The organism is Sphingobium aquiterrae, from assembly GCF_037154135.1.
Taxonomy (GTDB): Bacteria; Pseudomonadota; Alphaproteobacteria; order Sphingomonadales; family Sphingomonadaceae; genus Sphingobium; species Sphingobium aquiterrae.
This window is the reverse complement of sequence record NZ_JBANFL010000003.1, coordinates 100,554-119,776: the sequence shown is the minus strand read 5'-3', so window position 1 is coordinate 119,776 and position 19,223 is coordinate 100,554. Positions and strand designations below refer to the sequence as shown.

18 protein-coding genes are annotated in these 19,223 nt (G+C 67.0%); 9 read left to right on the top strand and 9 right to left on the bottom strand.

Features of this window, described 5'->3' with window-relative positions:
• Positions 1 to 38: 38 nt before the first annotated feature.
• From WFP78_RS04500 to serS, 6 genes are all read right to left on the bottom strand, one after another.
• Positions 39 to 362, bottom strand: coding sequence for an MliC family protein (locus WFP78_RS04500; protein WP_336959140.1), 324 nt, complete (start codon positions 360 to 362; stop codon positions 39 to 41).
• A 121-nt stretch (positions 363 to 483) separates the two neighbouring features.
• Entirely contained in the window at positions 484 to 1,113 is a 630-nt protein-coding gene (locus WFP78_RS04495) for a beta/gamma crystallin-related protein (protein ID WP_336959138.1), read from the bottom strand.
• Positions 1,114 to 1,246: 133 nt separating this feature from the next.
• Positions 1,247 to 2,626 carry a 30S ribosomal protein S12 methylthiotransferase RimO gene (rimO, locus tag WFP78_RS04490; RefSeq protein WP_336959136.1) on the bottom strand — a complete coding sequence of 460 codons (1,380 nt, stop codon included), beginning with the start codon at positions 2,624 to 2,626 and terminating at the stop codon, positions 1,247 to 1,249.
• Positions 2,627 to 2,885: 259 nt separating this feature from the next.
• The gene (locus WFP78_RS04485; RefSeq protein ID WP_336959134.1) at positions 2,886 to 3,923 is read right to left on the bottom strand and encodes a potassium channel family protein; all 1,038 of its coding nucleotides are present in this window, start codon (positions 3,921 to 3,923) and stop codon (positions 2,886 to 2,888) included.
• Between the two features lie 108 nt (positions 3,924 to 4,031).
• Positions 4,032 to 4,796, bottom strand: a complete 765-nt coding sequence (gene surE / locus WFP78_RS04480) for a 5'/3'-nucleotidase SurE (RefSeq protein WP_336959131.1) — start codon at positions 4,794 to 4,796, stop codon at positions 4,032 to 4,034.
• A 74-nt stretch (positions 4,797 to 4,870) separates the two neighbouring features.
• Complete coding sequence (gene serS, locus WFP78_RS04475) at positions 4,871 to 6,151, bottom strand: serine--tRNA ligase (RefSeq protein WP_336959129.1); 1,281 nt, start codon at positions 6,149 to 6,151, stop codon at positions 4,871 to 4,873.
• Positions 6,152 to 6,242: 91 nt separating this feature from the next.
• Between serS and WFP78_RS04470 the strand changes: the two genes are divergently transcribed.
• The 5 genes from WFP78_RS04470 to WFP78_RS04450 all read left to right on the top strand — a co-directional run bounded on the left by WFP78_RS04470 (position 6,243) and on the right by WFP78_RS04450 (position 9,176).
• On the top strand, positions 6,243 to 6,680 hold the full coding sequence (locus WFP78_RS04470) for a host attachment family protein (protein ID WP_336959127.1): 438 nt from the start codon (positions 6,243 to 6,245) through the stop codon (positions 6,678 to 6,680).
• 155 nt (positions 6,681 to 6,835) lie between these two features.
• Positions 6,836 to 7,078 carry a hypothetical protein gene (locus WFP78_RS04465; RefSeq protein WP_336959125.1) on the top strand — a complete coding sequence of 81 codons (243 nt, stop codon included), beginning with the start codon at positions 6,836 to 6,838 and terminating at the stop codon, positions 7,076 to 7,078.
• 126 nt (positions 7,079 to 7,204) lie between these two features.
• Positions 7,205 to 7,645, top strand: a complete 441-nt coding sequence (locus WFP78_RS04460) for a hypothetical protein (RefSeq protein WP_336959123.1) — start codon at positions 7,205 to 7,207, stop codon at positions 7,643 to 7,645.
• Between the two features lie 625 nt (positions 7,646 to 8,270).
• The gene (gene dksA / locus WFP78_RS04455; protein WP_336959121.1) at positions 8,271 to 8,735 is read left to right on the top strand and encodes an RNA polymerase-binding protein DksA; all 465 of its coding nucleotides are present in this window, start codon (positions 8,271 to 8,273) and stop codon (positions 8,733 to 8,735) included.
• Positions 8,736 to 8,801: 66 nt separating this feature from the next.
• The gene (locus tag WFP78_RS04450; RefSeq protein ID WP_336959119.1) at positions 8,802 to 9,176 is read left to right on the top strand and encodes a PilZ domain-containing protein; all 375 of its coding nucleotides are present in this window, start codon (positions 8,802 to 8,804) and stop codon (positions 9,174 to 9,176) included.
• 90 nt (positions 9,177 to 9,266) lie between these two features.
• Here WFP78_RS04450 and WFP78_RS04445 read toward each other — a convergent pair whose 3' ends face one another.
• Positions 9,267 to 9,425 (bottom strand): YdcH family protein, encoded by a 159-nt coding sequence (locus WFP78_RS04445; protein WP_336959116.1) that lies wholly within the window; start codon positions 9,423 to 9,425, stop codon positions 9,267 to 9,269.
• A 197-nt stretch (positions 9,426 to 9,622) separates the two neighbouring features.
• Here WFP78_RS04445 and WFP78_RS04440 point away from each other — a divergent pair, with 197 nt between their 5' ends.
• The 4 genes from WFP78_RS04440 (at position 9,623) to WFP78_RS04425 (ending at position 17,025) form a co-directional block, all read left to right on the top strand.
• The gene (locus WFP78_RS04440) at positions 9,623 to 9,820 is read left to right on the top strand and encodes a YdcH family protein (RefSeq protein WP_336959114.1); all 198 of its coding nucleotides are present in this window, start codon (positions 9,623 to 9,625) and stop codon (positions 9,818 to 9,820) included.
• A 103-nt stretch (positions 9,821 to 9,923) separates the two neighbouring features.
• Entirely contained in the window at positions 9,924 to 10,406 is a 483-nt protein-coding gene (locus WFP78_RS04435) for a DUF1465 family protein (RefSeq protein ID WP_336959112.1), read from the top strand.
• 302 nt (positions 10,407 to 10,708) lie between these two features.
• The gene (locus tag WFP78_RS04430; RefSeq protein ID WP_419722919.1) at positions 10,709 to 12,793 is read left to right on the top strand and encodes an autotransporter assembly complex protein TamA; all 2,085 of its coding nucleotides are present in this window, start codon (positions 10,709 to 10,711) and stop codon (positions 12,791 to 12,793) included.
• The gene (locus WFP78_RS04425) at positions 12,793 to 17,025 is read left to right on the top strand and encodes a translocation/assembly module TamB domain-containing protein (RefSeq protein WP_336959110.1); all 4,233 of its coding nucleotides are present in this window, start codon (positions 12,793 to 12,795) and stop codon (positions 17,023 to 17,025) included. The genes WFP78_RS04430 and WFP78_RS04425 overlap by 1 nt, the downstream gene beginning before the upstream one ends.
• Before the next feature lie 248 nt (positions 17,026 to 17,273).
• Here the strand turns inward: WFP78_RS04425 and WFP78_RS04420 are convergent, their stop codons facing one another.
• Together WFP78_RS04420 and ypfJ are read right to left on the bottom strand one after the other, a co-directional pair.
• Entirely contained in the window at positions 17,274 to 17,975 is a 702-nt protein-coding gene (locus WFP78_RS04420; RefSeq protein ID WP_336959108.1) for a VIT1/CCC1 transporter family protein, read from the bottom strand.
• Positions 17,976 to 18,283: 308 nt separating this feature from the next.
• Positions 18,284 to 19,186, bottom strand: a complete 903-nt coding sequence (ypfJ, locus tag WFP78_RS04415) for a KPN_02809 family neutral zinc metallopeptidase (RefSeq protein WP_336959106.1) — start codon at positions 19,184 to 19,186, stop codon at positions 18,284 to 18,286.
• Positions 19,187 to 19,223 lie beyond the last annotated feature (37 nt).

Sequence of the window (19,223 nt, the reverse complement as noted above, 5' to 3'; positions counted from 1 at the left end):
CCGCGCAAGTCCGCCGATGTCGGCGGGCAGGGCCAGCCCTATCGCGGCACCATGATCGTGCGGCAGCGTTCGGGGGCCATGCGCAAGGCGGTGTTCCAGATGGCGCCGCCGCCGGTGCGTTCCAGCCGCTGGCCGGCGCGCCCTTCATAGACGGCGCCGCCGGTCGAGGGCGTCTGCCGCATGGCGATGCGGCGCCCGCCATTCACCTGAACGATGGCGCCCTTGCCGGTATAATCGACGGTCAGGCGCGTGCCCCGGTCGCACTCGTAGAAGCTGGCGCCGCCCGGCGTGCCGACCGTGCGGCAACCCGTCAGCGCGAGCATGCCGCCTGCCAGCATGATGGCGATGGTCTTCACCTGCATCCGTTCCTCCTGTCGGTCGATGATCGCTCTATGCTTTTGATTGGACGATTCTCCGAGCCATCAGCTTGAAATACTCCAGGCATCGCCCCGACGCGCCGGTGCCCCGATTTTCAGCGACGCCTCAATGCCCCGTGCGGGTGCAGAGCACGTCGGCCAGGTAGATACGCCGATTGACCGTTTCCATCGCCTCGCGCGCCGATGCGGTCCAGCCGGCGTTGCGGCAGAATTCGTCCGCCGTGGTCGCGGCGCAGGCGGCGGTTCCCGATCCGCGCTGGCAGGCGAGCACCCGCGATCCGCGCCATTCCGGGGCGGGATAGAATTCGGCCGCCATGCCGCGCAGCGACCGCCCGCCGCTACCGCCGCCCGGGCCACCGGGGCCGCCACCGCCACCGCCGCCGGCAATGGGGCGGATGGAGCGCAGCTGGTTCATCCGGCCCAGCTTGCCGATGATATTGGGCGTGCTCGCCATGGTGGTGAAACAGGTGCCGCGGAAATTGGGCTCGCTGCACAGCTGCCAGGCCCCCCGCGCCACCCGCACGCTGGTGACGGGCCAGGCGAGTCGCACATCGGGGTTCGCCCGGGAAACGGCCATCGCCGGCCCGCGATAGAGGATGTCGCGGTAGATGGTGGCTTCCGACCCGCTGGCCTGAACCCCGCTCGATTGCGCGATGCCCGGTGTCGGGCCCGATGCCGGGAGGATGGCGATGCCGGCGGAAACGGCCAGCAGGGTGACAAGAGCCTTTGCGGTCACGGCACTCTCCCTGTTCGGTGCGATCGCCTGTGCTGCGCGACTCGCTTTTCCGGGGCGGAGGCTATGGCGGATCGTTACGATGGGCAAATGGATATTGGATGGCGCTCGCCCACCGCCTCGCGCGCCCGATGCGTCAGGCGTCGGCGGAGGTCGGCGCCCCGAACAGGTCATGCTCGTCGGCGTCTTCGATCACCACGCTCAGGATGTCACCGGCCTTCGTGCCTTCGGGCACGTCGCGCAGGAAGACGTTGCCGTCGATTTCCGGGGCGTCGGCCTGCGAGCGGGCGGTGGCGCCGATGCTGCCGTCCTCCTCGTCCGGCTCGCCGACCTCGTCGACGATGACGGGGAGCGTGCGGCCGACCTTGGCGGCGAGTTTCGCGGCGGAGATTGCGGCGGTCTTTTCCATGATCCGCTGGTAGCGCTCTTCCTTCACCGCTTCGGGCACCGGGTTGGGCAGCGCATTGGCGCTGGCGCCATCGACCGCCTCGAAGCGGAAGGCGCCGACCCGGTCGAGCTGCGCCTCGTCCAGCCAGTCGAGCAGATACTGGAAGTCCGCTTCCGTCTCACCGGGGAAACCGACGACGAAGCTGGAGCGGATGGCGATATCCGGGCAGATGTCCCGCCATTTGTGGATGCGGTCCAGCACCTTGGCTTCGTTGGCGGGCCGCTTCATGGCTTTCAGCACGCTGGGCGCGGCATGCTGGAAGGGGATGTCGAGATAGGGCGTCAGCAGGCCGTCGGCCATCAGCGGCACCACCTGATCCACATGCGGATAGGGATAGACATAGTGCAGGCGCACCCAAGGCGGCGTGCCTTCCGCCGTGCGCAGGCCACCCAGTTCGCGGGCAAGATCGGTCATGTGCGCGCGGACCTCGCGGCCCTTCCACTGGCGCGGCTCATGCCGGGTATCGACGCCATAGGCCGATGTGTCCTGGCTGATGACCAGCAATTCCTTCGTGCCCGCCGACACCAGCTTTTCCGCCTCGCGCAGCACCGCGTCGATGCGGCGGCTGACAAGGTCGCCGCGCAGCGAGGGGATGATGCAGAAGGAACAGCGGTGGTTGCACCCTTCGGAAATCTTCAGATAGCTGTAGTGGCGCGGCGTGAGCTTCAGCCCGCCTTCGGGCACCAGGTCGACAAAGGCGTTGGGGACGGGCGGCGATGCGTCATGCACCGCGTTCACCACATCCTCATATTGATGCGCGCCGGTGATGGCGAGCACCTGGGGGAAGCGCTGGCGGATCAGTTCCGCCTCATTGCCCATGCAGCCGGTGACGATGACGCGGCCATTCTCCGCCATCGCCTCGCCAATGGCTTCGAGCGATTCCTCCTTGGCGGAATCGAGGAAACCGCAGGTGTTGACCAGCACGACGTCCGCGCCGGCATAGTCCGCCGACATTTCATAGCCATCGGAGCGGAGCTTGGTGAGGATGCGTTCGGAATCGACCAGCGCCTTGGGACAGCCAAGCGAAACCATGCCGATCTTGGGCGCGGGGGGGAATGTTGTTGCCATGATTGCCGCGGCACATAGGGATTTATTGGTGGAATGTCACGGGGCGCGTGGATTCATTGGCGAGAGGGGCCGGGATGGGGAAGGAACTTACTTCCCTCCAACCGTCATGCCGAACTTGTTTCGGCATCCATCTTGCCCGTTCTGCTGTCGTGTGTGGGGAGAAATGGATGCTGAAACAAGTTCAGCATGACAAAGAGGATATGGCCGCAATGGGTAGAAATCCTTCTTTGGTCGCCAGTAACCATCTAGTCTTACATCCTTATTCCAGCGTCCGCTCCTCCACAATCTCCACGATCTTGTCCCCGGTCTGCAGCGCCTTCGCGCCCTCCTCCCAGAAGCCGATGGGGCGGTCCTGGCGGTAGATGCGCACGCCAAGGCCGGTGGCGATGGCGGAGAGGGGGTGGCCGATTTCCTCCGGCCGCACGGCGCGTTCGTTGAGCTTCACGCGGCCGCCCGATGCGGCGAGGTCGGCCATGTAATCGGCGATGTGCGGGCCGGTGGTGCTGCCCGCCAGCAGCAGCCCGGCGAAGCTGACCGGGTTGATGACGGTGGTGGCGCCCGCTTGTCGTGCGGGCAGTTCATTGTCCTCGTTGCGCACGACGATGCTGATCGGCAGGCGCGGGGCGAGGTGGCGGGCAGTGAGCGTGATGAGGATGGAGGTATCGTCGCGCCCGGCCGAGACGATCATCGTGCGGGCGCGGTGGATGGCCACATCCTTGAGCGTCCTGTCGCGGGTGGCGTCGCCGCACAGGATGTTGCAGCCCAGCTCCTCCGCACCCTCCAGCGCCTGTTCGTCGGCGTCGATCACCACGATCTCATGCGGGTTGGTGCCGCGCGCCAGCATCTCGCGCACCGCCTCCGCGCCGCTGGTGCCAAAGCCGGTGACGATGATGTGATTGTGCAGATCGGCCTGAATGCGTGCCATGCGCCACCTGTACACGATGTTGCGGAAAAAGAGGTTATAGGCGGTGCCCAGGAAGATCAGCCACACGACCAGCCGGATCGGCGTGACCAGCAGCGCTTCGAGCAGGCGCGCGTCGGGGCTCACCGGCACGATGTCGCCATAGCCCACGGTCGTCACCGTGACGGTGGTGAAATACAGCACGTCGATGAAGCTGATCTGGTTGTCCAGATTGTCCTTCAACCCCGCGCGTCCGACCCAGTGCAGGATGAGCACGGCGCCGAACAGCCCGAAGACGAGCGCCACCCGCCAGAGCAGGTCTGCCCAGACGGGCAGGGTGGAGCGCCGCCGCAGGAAGCCGGTGGCCACGGGCTTGCGGGCTTTCTCCAGCCTCATGGATGGGCGGGCAGGTGCAGCATGGGATCGGCCGGCTCCTTGGCAAGGCGGGGCAATGTCTTTGCCCGATCTGCATAGCGGGCGTTTCGCGGCAGGCCAAGAATGGCGTCAGTCGGGGAAGATGGCCGTCAGCGATGCCATGGAATCGACATGGGTCAGGTCATAATGCAGCGGTGTCACGGTGACATAGCCCTGCGCGATGGCGGCAAGGTCCGATCCCTCCGGCACCGCGTCGCTGCTGCCCAGGGTGAACCAGTAATAGTCATAGCCGCGCGGGTCGCGCCCCTCGACGATTGTGGAACGGTCGACATCGTGGAACCCCTGCCGCACGACCTTGATGCCCTGCACCTGATCGGGGTCGATGGCGGGGAAGTTGACGTTCACCAGCATCCGCCGCCCGGCGGGCTCGGCGATCAGCGGGCGCAGCACGCGCTCGCCCCACATGCTGGCGCAGGCGAAGGGGACGGTGTCGCCCATGCCTTCCTTTGCATAGACCTGGCTGAGCGCGATCGAGCGGATGCCCGAAATCGCGCCCTCCATCGCGGCGGCGACGGTGCCGGAATAGGTGATGTCCTCGGCCAGGTTTGCGCCGCGATTGACGCCGGAGAGGATGAGGTCGGGCAGGCAATCCTTCATCACATGCCGCACCGCCATCATCACCGCGTCGGTCGGCGTGCCGGTGACGCTGAAGCGCCGCTCGCCATGCTGGCGCAGGCGCAGCGGGCGGGTGAGGGTGAGGCTGTGGCCGGCGCCCGAATTCTCCTCGGCGGGGGCAACGACCCAGATGTCGTCGGAGAGGGTGCGTGCAATCTCTTCCAGCACGGCCATGCCGGGTGCGTGATAGCCATCGTCATTGGTGAGGAGAATGCGCATGGGGCAGGCAGACCTTTGCAATGTTCCGTTCGCCCCCGGATCGCGTCCGGGGCTGGCATGGCCCGAACGGATGGTTATCCCTTGGGCGTCAGCGCGGTGATGCCGCCCATATAGGGCGCCAGTACGGACGGCACCGTGACACTGCCGTCGGCCTGCTGATAATTTTCCAGCACCGCGACCAATGTGCGGCCGACCGCAAGGCCCGATCCGTTCAGCGTATGCAGGAAGCGCGTGCCCTTTTCGCCTTCGGGGCGGTAGCGCGCGTTCATCCGCCGCGCCTGGAAATCGCCGCAGTTGGAGACGGAGCTGATCTCGCGATAGGTGGTCTGGCTGGGCAGCCAGACTTCCAGATCCCAGGTCTTGCGCGCGCCGAAACCCATGTCGCCGGTGCAGAGCAGCACCTTGCGATAGGGTAGCTCCAGCGCCTGCAGGATGCTCTCGGCCGCCGCGCACATGCGCGCATGCTCGGCTTCGGACTCTTCGGGGCGGCAGATCGTGACCAGCTCGACCTTCTCGAACTGATGCTGGCGGATGAAGCCGCGGGTGTCGCGCCCGGCCGATCCCGCCTCGGATCGGAAGCAGGGGGTGAGCGCGGTGAGGCGCATCGGCAGCGTGTCGGCGGCGGCGATCTGTTCGCGCACAAGGTTGGTCAGGCTGACTTCGGCGGTGGGGATCAGCCAGCGCCCGTCGGTGGTGCGGAACAGGTCCTCGGCGAATTTGGGCAGCTGCCCGGTTCCGAACAGCGCCTCGTCGCGCACCAGCAGCGGCGGGTTGACTTCCTCATGCCCATTCTCGCCGGTCTGTATGTCCAGCATGAACTGGGCGAGGGCGCGATGCAGGCGCGCCATGCCCCCGCGCAGCGCGGTGAAGCGCGCGCCGGAGAGCGCCGCGCCGCCTTCGAAATCCAACCCCAGCGCCGGGCCGAAATCGGCATGGTCCTGCGGCACGAAATCGAAGCTGCGGATCGTGCCCCAGCGCGCGATCTCGATATTGTCCTTCTCGTCCTCGCCCTGCGGCACGTCGTCGGCCGGCAGGTTGGGGATGGCGGCCAGCGCTGCGTCCAGCGCTTCGCCGGCGGCGCGGTCTTCATCCTCCAGCGTGGACAGGCGCGATTTCAGCATCGCCACCTCGCCCTTGATCTGCTCGGCAAAGGCCATGTCCTTGGCGGCCATCGCCTTGCCGATCTCCTTGCTCGCCTCATTGCGGCGGGCCAGCCCTTGCTGTAATTCTGTCGCAATGGCGCGACGCCGCTCGTCCATCGCAAGGATGGAGTCGCTGAGCGGGGCCGCCCCGCGACGCGCAAGGGCTGCGTCGAAAGCGACGGGGTTTTCGCGGATGAAGCGGATATCGTGCATGCCCGCCCTATGCCGCCGCGCGTCGGGCCGCGCAACCCTGCCGCGCGTCATCCGTTGGACCCGACACCCCATGCAGACACAGGAGGCACGGATGCTGATCGATCATGGCACGCTGATAATGGTGGCGGATGGACGCAAGATGCTGGTTTTTCGCAATGCGGGCACCGGCGCCCGCCCCAGGCTGGAGACGGAGGCGGTGCGCGCGCAGGACAATCCCGCCAGTCGCGACCAGGCATCCGACGCACCCGGCCGCATGGATACGCCACGGGGGCCGGGCAGCGCCATGGAGCCCACCGATTTCCACGATCTGGAGGAACGGCATTTTGCGCAGGAGGCCGCCGCGCTGCTCAACCGCCGGGCGCTCGACAATGATTTCGAGAAGCTGATCATCGTCGCGCCGCCCACGACCCTGGGCGAGATGCGCCGCCATTATCACAAGGCGGTGGAACAGCGGCTGGTGGCGGAGATCGCCAAGGACCTGTCGAACCATCCCGTGCCGGAGATCGAGAAGATCATCGACGCAAGCTGAGCCTGCCGATTGCGGCCATCCCATCGCGAAAGGCAGATCGCGACCGGTAAAAGGGGAAGGGCGAGCATCCTGCGATGCCCGCCCTCCTACCCCGGAAATCCGTGAGGGCCGTTCAGGCCGCCGGCGCGCGCTTCTTGCCGAAGCGGTGGCGGGCGATGAGCGCGGCTGCGGCGGCGCCGAACAGCAGCACCATCGGCGGCGCGGGCACGTCCGTGCCGCCGCTGCTGCTCGACGACCCGCCGGATGAGGAACTGCTGGACGAGGAGGATGAGCTGGAGCTGGACGACGAGCTGCTGCTGGTCGTGCCGAAGCTGGACGATCCGCCGCTGGACGAGCTGGACGAGGAGGAGCCGCTGCTGGAGGACGAGCCGGAGCTGCCGCCGTTCGACCCGCCATGATGGCCGCTGGAACCGCCGCTACTGCTGCTCGAACTGCTGCTCGATGAAGAGGATGAGGAACTGGATGACGAAGACGAACTGCTGCCGCCCGTCGAGGTCGAGACGTTGCCTGAGGATGTCGAGACATTGCCCGAGGACGTCGAAACGCCGCCCGTGGACGTGCTGACCCCGCCCGTGGAGGTCGAAACCCCGCCCGAGGTCGTGCTGCTGGTGGAGCTGACCCCGCCGGTCGATGTCGACACGCCGCCGGTGGAGGTGGAGGAGCCGCCGGAGCTGGTGGACGACGAACCGCCGCTGCTGGTCGAGGAGATGACGACACTGCCGCCACCGCCGCCACCGCCGCCGCTGCCACCGAAGAAGCCGCCGAAGAACCCGCCGCTGCCGCCGACGAATCCGCCGCTGCCGCCAAGGACGACCGGCACGCCGCCGCCGCCAGCGACGATGGGCATCTCCCCTGCGGGGGCCGGCGGCAGGGGCATCGGGATCGGTGCGGCCTGGCTGGTGACGGTGACGGTGGAGGGCGCGCAGGCCGTGACCACGCGCCGCTTCACGGTGCGGATGGCGTAGCGCTTGCGGACGATATGCGGCCGTGCCTTTTTCAGTGGCTGCAGCACGGCTGCGCGCGGGGCGTCCGCGACATGGACGGCGCCCCCGCCGACCACCGCGCCGCCCACAGCACAGGCGCATAATTTTGCCATCGCCATCCGAACCGACATGTCTTTTTACTCTTGTTCGTTGCCCTTGCGAAGGAACGAGAAACCGGATTCTCGCCATTCCCCCTATCTGCAGAAACGCAAAATAAAGCGTTAACTGCAACGCCGTTAACCCTGAATGGACTATGGATTGCAAGAAAGCATCGTGAAGATTGTTAATAGATATGGTTAACGTTCCTTTATGGAACGGCATGACTACGCGTTATGAACACCGGGAGATGAGAGGTTTTTCATGAATCCCGGATGTTTCACTGAAACTGTGATGCTTGCATGGGCGCGGCAAGGCGCGCGTGCCTGCGCATGTTCGTGCGGTTGCGCCCTTCCATCCGCAGCCGGAAAGGGCATGGGACGAGATAGGGGCGCGGTGGGGGGAGGCGATTGATCGCTTGTGCAGGCTCGCCACGATGGTTATAGGCCCGCTCAATCAATAGTTGAGGGTCAAGGGGCGCTCGCCCTGAAAGCCCCTGCCGGAGAGCCAGATGGCATCGGTCCCTAGTTCTGAGAATGGCGACGACCTCGCCCCCAAGCCGGCCATTCAGCTGCCGGAAGACTACAGACCTTCGCCTGACGAGGAGTTCATGAACCCCCGTCAGCTCGAATATTTCCGGCAGCGCCTGCTCGACTGGAAAAAGCAGATTCTGACCGAGGCCGAAGGCACGCTGGCCGTGCTGCAGAACGAGCCGCTGCGCGAGCCCGACCTCAACGATCGCGCGTCGAGCGAGACCGACTGGTCGATCGAACTGCGCACCCGCGATCGCCAGCGCAAGCTCATCTCCAAGATCGATGCGGCGCTGCGCCGGATCGACGAGGGGGAATATGGCTATTGCGAAGTGACGGGCGAACCGATTTCGCTCGGCCGGCTGGAAGCCCGCCCGATCGCGACGATGACCGTCGAGGCGCAGGAGCGCCATGAGCGGCAGGAAAAGATTTCCCGCGACGATTAATGATTCTTCCATGAAATTCAGTGATTTTCCGACATAGAACCCTTTTGTGACGGACGATCGCTAACGATGGAACATGGCATTGACGGACCCGCGGATCGTGGACCGGCGCGCGCTTTTGCGCGGGACAGCCTGTTCCTGCTGACCGATATTTCATCGCCCGAGGGGATCGACCTGGGCAAGGCGCGGGTCCGCAATCTTTCCGCGACCGGGCTGATGGCCGATTCGGAATCGCCCTTTCGCGTGGGCCAGGCGGTCTGTGTGGAATTGCGCGGCCTGGGCAGGGTGAGCGGCACCATCGCCTGGACGAGGAATGAGCGGATCGGCATCGCGTTCGATCATGCGATCGACCCGCAGCAGGCGCGCAAGCCTGTCAGCCAGAATCGTGGCGAAACCGCGCTGCCCGCTTATCTGCGGGTGCCGCAGCTGGGGCGCCGTCTCTAAATTTTCGGATATCCGGATATAGGTGCGGGAAATAAGGGGGACGGAGCCGCCCGCGAGGGCTGGGGCTCCGCACCCGCCAAACGCATACGCTCAGTGCGTAGCGGAGAGTTCCTCTTTCAGCCTCAGCTTCTGCTTCTTCAGGCTCGCAAGAAGTGCCGTATCTGGCATGGGACGACTGTTCTCGGACTTGATTCGGGCATCGAGCCCTGCATGTTTCGCTTGAAGGGCAGAAATATGGCCATTGTCCATGACATTCTCCTTGCTTGAGTGTGCCGGGAGAGTGAGTAGATCATGATTCGCGCGGACTGTCTTCCGTCGAATCATCGCTTGCGGTAGGCGCAAGCATGTGTGCGATGGTCCGTTGCGGAGAAAGGGAGGAAATCCTCCCCGATTCTTCGCCAGGGCCGGATATTTGCCGGATATTTGACCGAGAGGCTGCCATCGCAATGAACCCAGAAGATATCATGCGCCGGCTGGAAATCCTGCGACTCGAGCATCGCGATCTGGACGTGGCGATCCTGGCGCTGGCCGACAGCAGCGCGGCGGACCAGTTGCAGCTTGCCCGGCTCAAGAAGCGCAAGTTGCGGCTGAAGGATGAGATCGCCACGCTGGAAGACGCGCTGATCCCCGATATTATCGCCTGAAACCAACGGGAAGGGGCTGCCCCGCCCGGCCCGTTTTGGGACAGTTTCTGCAGCCCCCACGATCGCCACTGACAAGCGCGCGGCACTATGGCACCACAGGCCGATGCCATCCGTTCGCGCCCTGGATCGCGGCCTGCACCGCCGACTGACCGACAGCCTCTATGTCGAGGCCATGGTGATGGCGGACGAGGCCCGGGCCTATTTCGACGTGCAGGGCGATGCGGACCGGGACGCGCTTGCCCTGATCGACCGTGTCGCCTTTTCGTGCGAATCGCTCAAGGTCACGACCCGGCTGATGCATGTCATCGCCTGGCTACTGAACCAGCGCGCCTGGCAGCGCGGGGAAATCCCGACCGAGGCGCTGGCCGACCCCAAATATCATCTGGGCGAGGCGAAGCGGAGCGACAGTCCGGCGGTCGCGCACTTCTCCTTTGCGGCCCGCGCGCTGATCGACGGCAGCACCGACCTTTACGACCGGGTGGCGCGCCTGCAGGCGGCAATGGGCCTGAATGACGACCGTGCGGGCCGGGGGAATGGCGAAAGCCCGGCGCGGCAGCTGTTCGGCCGGCTGGAAAAGGCGTTTTGACGCCGATCCGTGCCTGACGGCGCGATGGCCCGTCGCAGGAATCGACCTTTCCTTGATCTGGGTGCTGGCGTCGCGCGGGGAATTTGGTTTAAACGTTGAATATGCTGGCTGGCCCGCGGTCCTCATCCCGTCTTTGCGGGCGCCGTCTTTCCCTTCTGTGCCGCGCGGCCTGGATGGCGGCGCTGGCGCCCTGTGGCGTCGCCCATGCGCAGCAGCAGCAGGTCGCCCCGCCGCCCGCCGTGCCGATCGTCACGCCGCCCAGGATCGCGCCGCCGACCACCACGCCGCCAACCATCGCGCCGATGCCGTCGACCGAGGATCTGAGCGGCCCGGCGCCCGATCCCCAGTCCCCGCTGCAGGACATAGCCGACATCGGCGTCGCCTGGCCGGACATGGGGCAGGCCGACAGCGTGCAACCCATCGCGCCGACGCCGGAGGATGTCGCGACCCAGACGGCATCCGATACAGCGGCTCAAGTCCAGGCCCAGACCCAGACCCAGGCGCCGGTCGATACACCGGTCGATGCACCGGTCGATACAGGCGCCGGGGGCGCAGCCACGCCTGCCCCCTCGACGCCGGTCGATGTCGCGACGGATGCGGACGTGGCGGAACCGGGCCAGCCGCCCGCCGCGGTGGCGGACGGTGAAGCGATCAATGCCGAGCGCCGCTATACCGTGCAGCTGACCGGCGTGGACGAGATCGCCGACGCCCAGTTCACCCAGCGGTTCGGTGAGCTGTCCGTGCTGAAACAGGGGGAGGGCAAGGTCGCGAACCTTGCCCAGATCAACCGGCGCATCAAGGAAGACCAGGATGTGCTGGACCGGCTGATGCGCGCCAAGGGCTATTATAACGCGCGGATCAGGGGATCGGTGGCGTCGCCCGCCGCCGGCGGCAACAGGCTGGCCGTCACCATGGATGTCGTGCCCGGCACGCTCTACACGCTCGCCTCGGTCGAGGTGCAGGGGCTGGAGAGCACGGGCGAGCATGAACCGAAATTGCGGGAGGCGTTCCCGGTCAAGGTCGGCGATCCGATCAATGCGGACGCCATCGTGGCGGCGCAGGGCTCGCTGGCGACGGCGCTGGGCGAAAACGGCTTTCCCTTCGCCAAGGTGCAGGACCCTGAGATCAGGGTGGACCATGAGGAGCAGAAGGGCGATCTCGACATCGTCATCGCGCCGGGCAGCTACCGCACCTTCGGCAAGATCGTCGTGACGGACGACAGCATCTTCTCCGCCCGTCATGTCCAGCGCATCGCGCGCTTCGACCCGGGCGATCCCTATATGGCGTCGGACCTGCAGGACCTGCGCCGGGCGCTTGTGCAGACCGGCCTCGTCTCCTCGGTCACGCTGACGCCCAAGGATGCGGGCGACGGCACCCATGTCGATACGCTGGTGGATGTGACCCCGGCCCCCTATCGCACCGTCGCCGGCGAAATCGGCTATGGCACCGGCGAAGGCTTCCGTCTGGAGGGCAGCTGGCAGCACCGCAATTTCTTCCCGCCCGAAGGCGCCATCACCGTGCGCGGCGTGGCGGCCACGCAGGAACAGTCCGGTTCCGTCACCTACCGTCGCGGCAATTTCAAGAAACGCGATCAGGTGCTGACGGGGCTGTTCTCCATCTCCAACATCAATCGCAATGCCTATGCGGCGCGCACGGTGCAGGTCTCCGGCACGCTGGAGCGGCAGACCAACATCATCTTCCAGAAGAAATGGGTGTGGAGCGTCGGCGCGGAACTGCTCGCCTCCAACGAGCGTGACGGCCTGAGCAGGATCGCCGGGGGCGGACGGCGCACCTATCTGATCGGCGCGCTGCCCGGCGGCCTGACCTATGATGGCAGCGACGACCTGCTCAACCCGACCAAAGGTTTCCGCCTGGGCGCGCGGATCAGCCCGGAGCTGTCGTTCCAGAACAGCACCTTCGGCTATGTCGTGACTCAGGTCGACGGCAGCATCTACCAGCCGGTGAACGACCGGGTGGTGGTGGCGGCGCGCACCCGGCTGGGATCGATCCTGGGGTCGAGCGCCAGCCGCATCGCGCCCTCGCGGCGCTTCTATGCCGGCGGCGGCGGATCGGTGCGTGGCTATGGCTATCAGGATATCGGCCCGCGCGACGCGAACAACGATCCCATCGGCGGCAAGAGCCTGGCCGAATTCTCGCTGGAGACACGGGTGCGCTTCGGCAATTTCGGCGTCGTGCCCTTTGTCGACGCGGGCAATATCTCCACCAGTTTCCTGCCGCGCTTCCGCGACCTGCGGATCGGCGCCGGCGTGGGCGCGCGCTATTACAGCAATTTCGGCCCGATCCGCATCGATGTCGGCACGCCGATCAACCCGCAAAAGGGTGATCCCAGGATCGCCGTCTATGTCTCGCTGGGGCAGGCCTTCTGATGGTGGACGAGACCCCGCCTTCGCAAGAGACCGCCGTGGCGCGGGAGGATGCGCCGGTCGTCGCCCGGGCGCGGCGGCGCTGGTGGCGGGGCGGCTGGCAGGCATGGCTGCTGGGCGGCATCCTGGCGCTGGTGCTGACCGTGGCGGGGGCGTTGCTGTGGCTGGATACCGCGCCCGGCCATCGCTTCCTGGCCGAACGGATCGCGCGGATCGCGCCGCAATCGGGCCTGCGGATCAAGGTCGGGCGGATCGACGGCAGCATCTACAGCAAGGCGCGGCTGCATGACGTGGAACTGGCCGACCCCAAGGGGCGCTTCTTCAGCGCGCCGGATGTCGTGCTCGACTGGTGGCCCTTCGCCTGGTTCGCCAACCGGCTGGATATCGACCGGCTGGTGATCCCGCAGGCGACGCTGCACCGGCTGCCCGCGCTCCGGCCGACCAGCAGCAAGGGGCCGATCCTGCCCGATTTCGATATCCGCCTGATGGAATTCCGCATCGACCGGCTGACGATCGAACCGCCCGTCACCGGGCGGCGGCAGATGGCGACCCTGCGGGGCGATGCGGACATCCGCTCGGGCCGGGCGATCATCGACCTGTCGGCGCGGACGCTGGATGGCGACGATTCCATCCTGCTCGCGCTGGACAGCCGGCCGGACGACAACCGCTTCGATGTCGATGTGACGCTCAATGCGCCCAAGGGCGGCGTGATCGCGGCGATGGCGGGCTTGCGGCAGGACGCCAATCTGCGGGTCGAAGGGCAGGGCAGCTGGCAGAACTGGAACGGGCAGGCGATGGCCAGCCTGGAGGGCAAGCCCGCCCTTGCCCTGAAACTCGCCGCCCGCGCCGGGCACTATCGCCTGTCGGGCACGATCGAGGGCGCGGCGATCGCCGGCAACGGTCTGATCCAGCGACTGTCCGCGCCGCGCCTCAGTGTCGATGGCAGCGGCACCTTTGAAAAGCGCGTGCTGGACGGCGTGCTGAAGCTGCATTCCGATGCCATCGCCCTCGACGCCGATGGCGCCATCGACCTGCGCGCCGGCAGCTTCGACAATCTGCTGCTGGACCTGCAGCTGAACCGGCCCGCCGTTCTGCTCAAGCGCAGCAGCGGGCGCGACGTGCTGGCGAAGATAAGGCTGGACGGCCTCTTCCATGCGCCGACCTTCGAATATCTGATGACCGCGCGCATGCTCGCCTTCGACAAGACGGTGCTGAGCGATGTGCGGGCGTCGGGCAAGGGCCATGTCGCGGACAGTCCGTCGGGGAAGGGCGGCCCGCTGATCATCCCGGTCGCGCTTTCGGCCAAGAGGCTGGACGGGCAAGGCGACATGGTTGCCGGCATCCTGCGCAATTTCAGCCTGTCGGGCGTGCTGCAACTGCAGGACCAGCGGATCGTCAGCAATCCCATGCAGGTGCGCGCGGACAAGCTGCGCGGCACCCTCGTCGCCATGGCGGACCTGAAATCCGGCCGCTATGACATGGGCCTGACGGGCGACGTCAACGGGCTGGCAATCCCTGGCTTGGGCATTATCGATGTGCGATCGAAGATACAGGCGGTGCCCGGCGCGCGCGGCGCCTTCACGCTCACGGGCAATGCCCGCGCGAGCGTGCGGCGGCTGGACAATGCCTTCTTCCGCACCTTGGGCGGCGGCCTGCCGGTGCTGCAGTCGGCGCTCTCGCTGGGGCCGGACGGGCGGCTGAACCTGACCGGCCTGACGCTCGACGCGCCGCTGATTGCGCTGCGCGCCAATGGCTATCGCCGGCCCGATGGCTCCATGCATTTCGAGGGCGGCGGCACGCACAAACATTATGGCGCGGTGCAGCTGACCTTGGACGGGCGGATCGATCGGCCGGCGGTCGACCTGATGCTGGCCCGCCCCCTCGATGCCGCCGGCCTGCGCAATGTGCATGTCACGCTCATCCCCGATCCGCGCGGCTATGCGCTGAGCGCGGCGGGCGGATCGACGCTGGGGCCGTTCGAGGGCACGGGCGCCATATTGATGCCGCCGGCCGGGCAGACGGTGATCCAGGTCGATCGCCTCGCCATGTCGGGCACGACCGCGCATGGCAATATCAATGTCGTGCCGGACGGACTGGACGGGCGGCTGGACGTGACGGGGGCGGTGGCCGGCTTCGTCGCGCTGCAGCCCGTGGGCGGCATCCAGCAGATCACCGCCGACCTGCAGGCCCGCGACGCGCAGTTCGACGGGCCGGCGGTCATCGCCATGCGGCAGGGCAGGATCACCGCCACGGTCATGCTGAACCCGGCGGGAACGTCGCTGGAGGCGACAGTGCAGATGCGCGGGCTGCAGATGGGGTCCATGCGGATCGGCAGGCTGGCCGCCAATGCCCGGCTGGTCGACGGCAGCGGCACGGTGAAGGCCAGCATCAACGGCCAGCGCAACCGCCTGATCGCGATGCAGATGGAGGCGGACGTCACGCCCGAGCGCATCCGCCTGAACGCCAGCGGCACGCTGGACCGCAAGCCGATCACGCTGGGCCGCGCGGCGGTGTTCACGCGAACCGAGGACGGCTGGCGCCTTGCCCCGGCGACGATCAGCTATGCGGGCGGCACGGCGCAGCTGGCGGGCGAGCTGGGCGGGGAAACGACGCGGATCGAGGCGCGCCTCAACCGCCTGCCGCTCTCGCTGCTGGATTTGATGAAGGACGATCTGGGGCTGGGCGGCGCGATCACCGGATCGGTCAGCTATGCCAAGCCGCGCGGCGGCGTGCCGACGGGCACCGCCGATGTCCGCATCCGCAACCTCACCCGGTCGGGCCTGGCGCTCAGTTCCACCCCGATCGACCTTGGCATCAATGCCGTGCTCACGCCCGAACGGCTGGCCGGCCGCGCCGTCGTGGTCAGCCAGGGCAAGACCATCGGCCGGGCGCAGGCGCTGCTGACGCCGCTGGGCGTGGGCGACCTGGTGCCGCGGCTGCGCAGCGCGCCGCTGTTCGCGCAGCTGCGCTATGACGGGACGGCGGACACGCTGTGGCGGCTGACCGGGGTGGAGATCGTCGATCTTTCCGGCCCGGTCGCCATCGGCGCGGACGTGCGCGGCACCATGACCGATCCGCACATTGCGGGGTCCATGGCGACGGACAATGCGACCATCGAAAGCCCGATCACCGGCATGCGCCTGACCGGGGTGAAGGCGCGCGGGCGCTTTTCGGGCGCGCAGCTCGTCATCACCAGCTTTGCCGGCACGGCGAAGGGCGGGGGCGCGGTAAGCGGCACGGGGCGCTTTGAATTTGCGACGGGGAATGGCGGTGTCGCCATGGACCTTGCCATGCAGGCGGACAATGCCGCGCTGCTGGAGCGCGACGATATCGCCGCGACCGTGACCGGGCCGATCACCATCCGCTCCAACGGCGTGGGCGGCACCATCGGCGGCGACGTGACGCTGAACCGCAGCCGCTTCACCCTTGGCCGCGCCGCCGCCGTGGCGCAGATTCCGGAACTGCGCGTGATCGAGGTCAACCGGCGCGGCGAGGAATTTGCGCGCGCGGCGCCGGCGGCCCCCTGGGCGCTCGCCATGAAGGCGAGGGCGCGCAACCGCCTGATGGTCGACGGCCTTGGCCTCGACAGCGAATGGCGCGCGGACCTGACACTGGGCGGGACGGTGGTGAACCCGGCGATCACCGGCACGGCGGAACTGGTGCGCGGCGGCTATGAATTTGCCGGCCGTCGCTTCGAACTGCGCGAAGGGCGCATCCGCTTCCAGGGCGAAACGCCGGTGAACCCGATCCTGGATATCGAAGCGGAGGCGAACCTTGCCGACCTGACCGCGACGATCAACGTGACGGGCACGGGGCTGAAACCCATTATCGGCTTCACCAGCGTCCCCGCGCTGCCGGAGGACGAACTGCTCTCCCGCATCCTCTTCGGCACCTCGATCACCAACCTGTCCGCGCCCGAAGCGCTGCAGCTTGCCTCGGCGGTGGCGGCGCTGCAGGGCGGCGGCGGCGGGCTGGACCCGATCAACGCCGTGCGCAAGGCGGCGGGGCTGGACCGGCTGCGGATCATCGCCGCCGACCCGACCAACGACCAGGGAACGGCGATCGCGGCGGGCAAATATATCACCCGCAAGACCTATGTGGAGCTGATCTCGGATGGGGCGGGCTATTCCGCGACCCGCATCGAATATCAGATCACGCGCTGGCTGGCTTTGCTGGCCAGCGTTTCGACCCTTGGCCGCCAAAGCGCGAACGTGCGGATATCGAAGGATTATTGAGCGGCGGAGGCGGTGATGGCGGGCGCTGCGGACATATGAAGTCGCGATGTCGATCATCGCATCAAAGCCGGACATTTCCTCCTCGTCATGCTGAACTTGTTTCAGCATCCATTTCTCCCCATGCGCGGCAGCTGTGGAGGCAAGATGGATGCTGAAACAAGTTCAGCATGACGGTTGGAGGGAAGCGAGTTTTCTACCCGCACGGGAGGGAATGACGGCAGGATGCGGGGAGGGAAGGATTCCCGGCCCTAAACCACAGTCCCGAACAGGCGCCCGATGCCCGCCGTCAGCGCCATGGCGAGCACGCCCCAGAAGACCACGCGCCACACCGATTTGCCCGGCGCCGCGCCGCCGCCGCGCGCGCCCAGATAGCCGAGCAGGATGAGGCACAGCAGCGAAACGACCGAAACCAGCGGCACGATCCATGCTTCGGGCGCCATCGCGACGGCCAGCAGCGGCGCGGCGGCACCGGCGGAAAAGGTGGTGGCGGAGGTAAAGGCGGCCTGCAGCGGACGCGCCGTCACATGATCGGACAGGCCCAGTTCGTCGCGGGCATGGGTCGCCAGCGCATCATGCGCGGTCAGTTCCGTGGCCACTTCCCGCGCCAGCGCCGGCTTCAGCCCGCGCGCGACATAGATGGCCGTCAGTTCCTCCAGCTCGAACTCCGGCTGCTCGTCCAGCTCGCGCCGTTCGGTCGCCAGATCGGCCTTCTCCGCGTCCGCCTGAGAGCTGACCGAGACATATTCGCCCGCCGCCATCGACATCGCGCCCGCCACCAGCGCGGCAAGGCCGGCGATCAGCACGTCGCTGCGCGCGGACTGCGCCGCCGCAACGCCCACGATCAGGCTGGCGGTCGACACGATGCCGTCATTGGCGCCCAGCACGGCGGCGCGCAGCCAGCCGATGCGCGACACGGCATGGCGTTCGGGATGGAGTGACGATCTGACCATGAATGGAAACCCCCGGATGATGCGGCCGCCTGCATCCCGCATCGGGGCCTATATGGCAACACGCAAAAGCCGCGGGCGAGGGGAGGGATGCCGGGTCTGCTGTTGTCGCTGATAGGCGGCCGGGTCAGCCTCGGCCGGATCGCGATCATCCTCGTCATCACGGGCATCAACCCACTGTCGCTGAACGGCGGCATGCAGGGTGGTACGCTCATCGGCCGGATGCAGGTGCAGGGTCCAAACGCGCCGCCCTGGCATGATCCGCCCGGCACGATCCGCGCGGGCCCCGGCGGCGGCGAAGCCGTCTCCCGTCAGATCGCCGCCTTGAACGTGTCGCATTGCGCCGGATCGCCGCTGTCCAGTCCCTTGCGCAGCCATGTCATCCGCTGCTCGCTGGTGCCATGGGTGAAGCTTTCGGGCACGGGGCGGCGGCCGGCGGCCTTTTGCAGCGTATCGTCGCCGATCGCCTGCGCGGCCTTCATGCCTTCCTCCAGGTCGCCCGCTTCCATGAGGCCGGTCTGCTTCGCCCAGACGCCGGCATAGCAATCCGCCTGCAGCTCGACCTTCACCTGCAGGGCATTGCCCTGATCTTCGCTCACGGCGCGCTGGCGCTTGTTCACCTCGCCCAGCGTGCCTTCCAGGTCCTGGATATGATGGCCCACCTCATGCGCGATCACATAGGCCTGGGCGAAATCGCCCGGCGCGCCGAAGCGGTCGCGCAGTTCGGCGAAGAAATCCGTGTCCAGATAGACTTTCTGGTCGTTGGGGCAGTAGAACGGCCCCATCGCCGATTGCGCCGCGCCGCAGCCCGACATGCCGTTCTGGCTGTAGAAGGACAGGACGGTCGGCTGGTAGCTCTGGCCCGACTGCTGGAATTCCTTGCCCCACACCCGCTCGGTCGATCCCAGCACCTTCAACGACCAGTGCTGGATGTCCGTCAACTGCTTGGGGTCCTTGCTGCCCTGCACCTGCGTCTGGCTGGTGGGGGCGCCGCCCTGTTGCATGCCGCCGATCAGCGATAGCGGGTTGATGCCCATGACGACCATGATGACGAGGACGATCGCGATGCCGGCGCAGCCGAAACGACTGCCGATCAGGGGGAGCAACAGGCCCAGCATGCCGCCGCCACCGCCGCCGCCAAAGCCCATGCCGCCGCCGCTGCGACCATCCTGCACCTCGAAATTTGTGCTTTCCTGCTCGTCGTCGAGACGCATCTTCCGGTTCTCCGCTGGTCCTTTTGCACAGACTTAG

Bases quoted from the DNA above. Each gene is read 5' to 3' on its own strand.
- WFP78_RS04435 (WP_336959112.1), top strand. From the start codon at position 9,924: ATGCCATCCGTTCGCGCCCTGGATCGCGGCCTGCACCGCCGACTGACC.
- WFP78_RS04440 (WP_336959114.1), top strand. From the start codon at position 9,623: ATGAACCCAGAAGATATCATGCGCCGGCTGGAAATCCTGCGACTCGAG.
- WFP78_RS04425 (WP_336959110.1), top strand. From the start codon at position 12,793: ATGGTGGACGAGACCCCGCCTTCGCAAGAGACCGCCGTGGCGCGGGAG.
- WFP78_RS04445 (WP_336959116.1), bottom strand. From the start codon at position 9,425: ATGGACAATGGCCATATTTCTGCCCTTCAAGCGAAACATGCAGGGCTC.
- serS (WP_336959129.1), bottom strand. From the start codon at position 6,151: ATGCACGATATCCGCTTCATCCGCGAAAACCCCGTCGCTTTCGACGCA.
- WFP78_RS04430 (WP_419722919.1), top strand. From the start codon at position 10,709: ATGCCGTCGACCGAGGATCTGAGCGGCCCGGCGCCCGATCCCCAGTCC.
- dksA (WP_336959121.1), top strand. From the start codon at position 8,271: ATGGCATCGGTCCCTAGTTCTGAGAATGGCGACGACCTCGCCCCCAAG.
- WFP78_RS04485 (WP_336959134.1), bottom strand. From the start codon at position 3,923: ATGAGGCTGGAGAAAGCCCGCAAGCCCGTGGCCACCGGCTTCCTGCGG.
- WFP78_RS04500 (WP_336959140.1), bottom strand. From the start codon at position 362: ATGCAGGTGAAGACCATCGCCATCATGCTGGCAGGCGGCATGCTCGCG.
- WFP78_RS04465 (WP_336959125.1), top strand. From the start codon at position 6,836: ATGAGCGCGGCTGCGGCGGCGCCGAACAGCAGCACCATCGGCGGCGCG.
- surE (WP_336959131.1), bottom strand. From the start codon at position 4,796: ATGCGCATTCTCCTCACCAATGACGATGGCTATCACGCACCCGGCATG.
- WFP78_RS04420 (WP_336959108.1), bottom strand. From the start codon at position 17,975: ATGGTCAGATCGTCACTCCATCCCGAACGCCATGCCGTGTCGCGCATC.
- WFP78_RS04450 (WP_336959119.1), top strand. From the start codon at position 8,802: ATGGAACATGGCATTGACGGACCCGCGGATCGTGGACCGGCGCGCGCT.
- rimO (WP_336959136.1), bottom strand. From the start codon at position 2,626: ATGGCAACAACATTCCCCCCCGCGCCCAAGATCGGCATGGTTTCGCTT.
- WFP78_RS04470 (WP_336959127.1), top strand. From the start codon at position 6,243: ATGCTGATCGATCATGGCACGCTGATAATGGTGGCGGATGGACGCAAG.
- ypfJ (WP_336959106.1), bottom strand. From the start codon at position 19,186: ATGCGTCTCGACGACGAGCAGGAAAGCACAAATTTCGAGGTGCAGGAT.